Raw genomic sequence first — 3,543 nt, 5'->3', positions numbered from 1 at the left:
TAAAAGAATTTTATATTACAATTGTAATATAGAATGATTTGTGACAGATAATGATTTGCTATCAAGGGTTTATAAATTAAAAACGTATTTCCAAAAGTATTGTACGATTTCAAAAAAATCCACTGCACAGACTGGCTGTGAGTGGAGAACCTGTTAAAGATTGAGTTGTATCATTTGTGCGTTTAAAAGTGTAGTCTTTTCTTATGATTTATACATATGTGTGTTCAGTTATAGTTTAAGTGAACTTTTTATGGATTATCATTGTATTTACTGACGATGTTTTTGGTCAGCGTCATGATTTTGATCTTTAGGCATTAAAATTTGTGTGATAAAACCACCTAGCATGCCGAGGAAGACACCGATGAATGCACCAGCAAATAGTGGAAGGTTGAATTTATGTTGTAAAAAGAAGCCGATTAAAATGGCTACAATGATAATCACTAAAGATAGATAATTATTTTTAAATGTTTTCATATTTTTTCACTCCTAATGTCAACATTATAGCATTTGTAGATAAAAAGTCACAATTAGGGCAAGAAAACTTATGGAAAATTATATATAAATATAATAATATAAAAGTATTAATTTATAAATAATAAGGAGGAAATGATGAAGAAATTTACATCTGGTTTATTAATTGTTGTAGTAGCAATCTTTGTCTTAACATTACAATATGTAAATGGACAAGGACCGTTTAAAACGACGGAAGGCAGTACAAAAGGTGACTCTTACATAGTTACACGTGTCATCGACGGCGATACCATTATAGTCAATAAAGATGGAAAAGAAGAACGTGTGCGTATGATTGGTGTTGATACCCCTGAAACGGTTAAACCTAATACGCCAGTTCAACCTTATGGTAAAGAAGCATCTGATTTTACGAAAAAGCATCTTACAGGTAAACGTGTCACTTTAGAATATGATCGCGCGCCGAAAGACAGATATGGACGTACACTTGCTTATGTTTGGGTAGGCGATAAAATGTTTAATGTCAGACTTGCAAAAGAAGGATTAGCACGAGCAAAATTCTATTCACCAAACTATAAATATCGTCCTCAAATCGAACAAGCACAAAAAGAAGCACAAAAGAAAAAGCTCAACATTTGGAGTGAAGCGTAATTGGATAAATTGCTCATGTGAGGCCGATTTTTAAATCACAAGACGAGCGGAATATTTTAATTTTTCATGTGCAAATTGACAAATAAGCTGAGTTATCTACAGATTGAGTTTATACTGTGATAACTTCAGCTTTTTGTTTTATAAACACTTACACATTGAACGGTTATTGATAAAAAATGAAATATCTGACTTAAAAAGTCAGAAAAATCAGAAAGTTTTATTGACAAAATCGACACCCACATTATAATTAAAATAACTCAATTGTAATGGAGGGATGTATATGGTAGCTATAATAGGAATTACCGCCAATATTTTACGTGATAAAGATGGTATGTTTCCTGGGTACGAACGTTGCTATATCAACCAAGATTATGTTTATTCTGTTACTAAGCATGCAGGTGTGCCAGTTGTACTTCCTATACATTCAGATAAAAATGCAATCGTAAAACAGGTCGAACAATTAGATGGTCTGATTTTGAGTGGTGGTTATGATGTCAGTCCTCATTTGTATGGAGAAGATCCGAGAAACTTAATAGGAGAAACGTTATTAAAGCGCGATTTATTTGAATATACGGCATTAGAACAAGCGAAAAAACGTGGCATTCCTATTTTAGGTATTTGTAGAGGGGCTCAACTGATCAATGTATACCATGGTGGTACATTGTACCAAGATGTTTCTTATCGTGAACGCGAAACATTAAGACATTGGCAAGGTGTGAATCCGACTGAAAAAACACATCGTATCCAAATATTAGAGCAATGTCATTTAGCTCGGGTGTTTGAAGAACGAGAGATTTTTGTGAATTCATTTCACCATCAATTAATTAAAGATATTGCACCGGACTTCAAAGGTACTGCTAGTTCAAGTGACGGTGTGATTGAATGTATCGAAGCTCAGAACTACCCTTATTTAGTGGGGGTGCAGTGGCATCCTGAAATGTTATGGCGAGAAGAAGCAATGGATAAGTTATTTATAGATTTTATTAAAAATGCGAAAGAAAGTGGTTAAAAATGAAGAAATTAGGGTTTTGGTCAATCGTCTTATTAGCAATTAACTCAATTATCGGATCAGGGATCTTCTTATCTCCAGGTGCAGTCATATCCATTGCCGGGTCATACACGCCCTATGTCTATATATTAGCAGCTATATTTGCTTCTATATTGGCAGTAACATTTGCCGCTGCTTCAAAATATGTAAATAAAAGTGGTGCGGCGTATGCTTATGCAACTGCGGCTTTTGGCAACAATATTGGTTTCTATGTAGGTATTACACGCTTCATAGCGGCATGTATCGCATGGGGAGTTATGTCTACAGCAGTTGTGAAAACAGTCATCACAATATTCGGGGGTGACAATACAAACACCACACTAATTACAATTGGCTTTTTAATATTAATGGTAACACTACTATTAATTAATATTACAGGGAATAAACTCTTTGAGATTATTAATAATTTATCAACGATTGGTAAATTACTCGCACTCGTTACAACAATTGTAGCTGGTATTGTTGTAATTGTAACAACCGGTGAAGTTCGTTTTTCGGAAGTTACGCATATCGTCGACACTTCTAAAATCGATACCACAACTTTTGTTTTGGCGATTGTTGCTGCATTTTATGCTTTTACGGGCTTCGAAAGTGTAGCGAGTGGATCTGAAGATATGAAAAATCCAGAGAAAAATTTACCACGCGCTATCCCAATAGCTATTCTTTCGATTGCTGCTGTTTATTTAGGGATTATTTTAGTTACAATGGCATTGAACCCACAAGCGTTAATTGAAACAAAGCAAGTTGTTTCCTTAGTAGCTGTTTTTCACTCACCAATCATCCAAAATATCATCTTATATGGTGCACTTATATCCATGTTTGGAATTAACGTAGCTGCTTCATTTTCTACACCAAGAATCATTGAAGCCATTGCGAATCAACAACAAATTTCCCCATGGTTTAAAAAACGTACAAAATATGATTTTCCGTTTAATGCCTTTATCGTTACTTTTTTAATTGCTATTATTATTCCTATGGCGTTTCAATATAATATGACAAGTATTATTGTGTTAAGTTCAATCTCACGTTTTATTCAATTTTTAGTCGTTCCAATAGGGGTGATTGTATTTTATTACAATAAAAATAAAGGGACAGTATTAGAAAACGTTAAGAAAAATGTCTTTACAGATGTGATACTTCCTACCATTTCATTTTTATTTACAATCATATTATTAGTTAAATTCAATTGGAAAGGGCAGTTTTCAATCGTTGAAGGCCAGCATACCACTTTGAACTATTTCGCAATTACAGCTATGGTCATTGGTTATATTGTGTTACCAGCTATTTTATTTATACTTAACAAAATGAGATATCAGCAAAGTGACATAAAATAATGAAAAATTTCTTGAAATGATTTAAATCAATCGCATCATAAT

Annotated in this window: 4 protein-coding genes; 3 read left to right on the top strand and 1 reads right to left on the bottom strand. The window is 33.5% G+C overall.

Annotated features, from left to right (window positions below; genetic code table 11):
• Nucleotides 1-267: 267 nt before the first annotated feature.
• Nucleotides 268-474, bottom strand: coding sequence for a hypothetical protein (locus tag CD118_RS11365; RefSeq protein WP_103356722.1), 207 nt, complete (start codon nt 472-474; stop codon nt 268-270).
• A gap of 135 nt (nt 475-609) precedes the next feature.
• On the opposite strand from CD118_RS11365, the gene nucI reads away from it, so the two are divergent.
• The 3 genes from nucI to CD118_RS11350 all read left to right on the top strand — a co-directional run bounded on the left by nucI (nt 610) and on the right by CD118_RS11350 (nt 3,501).
• A complete protein-coding gene (gene nucI / locus CD118_RS11360) occupies nt 610-1,119 on the top strand; it encodes a thermonuclease NucI (RefSeq protein ID WP_016424977.1) in 510 nt (169 codons plus the stop codon).
• 280 nt (nt 1,120-1,399) lie between these two features.
• Nucleotides 1,400-2,128, top strand: coding sequence for a gamma-glutamyl-gamma-aminobutyrate hydrolase family protein (locus tag CD118_RS11355; protein WP_103356721.1), 729 nt, complete (start codon nt 1,400-1,402; stop codon nt 2,126-2,128).
• A gap of 2 nt (nt 2,129-2,130) precedes the next feature.
• The gene (locus tag CD118_RS11350) at nt 2,131-3,501 is read left to right on the top strand and encodes an APC family permease (RefSeq protein ID WP_103356720.1); all 1,371 of its coding nucleotides are present in this window, start codon (nt 2,131-2,133) and stop codon (nt 3,499-3,501) included.
• Nucleotides 3,502-3,543: the final 42 nt, after the last annotated feature.

Source organism: Staphylococcus coagulans, assembly GCF_002901995.1.
In the GTDB taxonomy this organism is placed as follows: domain Bacteria; phylum Bacillota; class Bacilli; order Staphylococcales; family Staphylococcaceae; genus Staphylococcus; species Staphylococcus coagulans.
The sequence above is the reverse complement of the archived record's forward strand: the minus strand, read 5'-3'. Positions and strand labels throughout refer to the sequence as shown.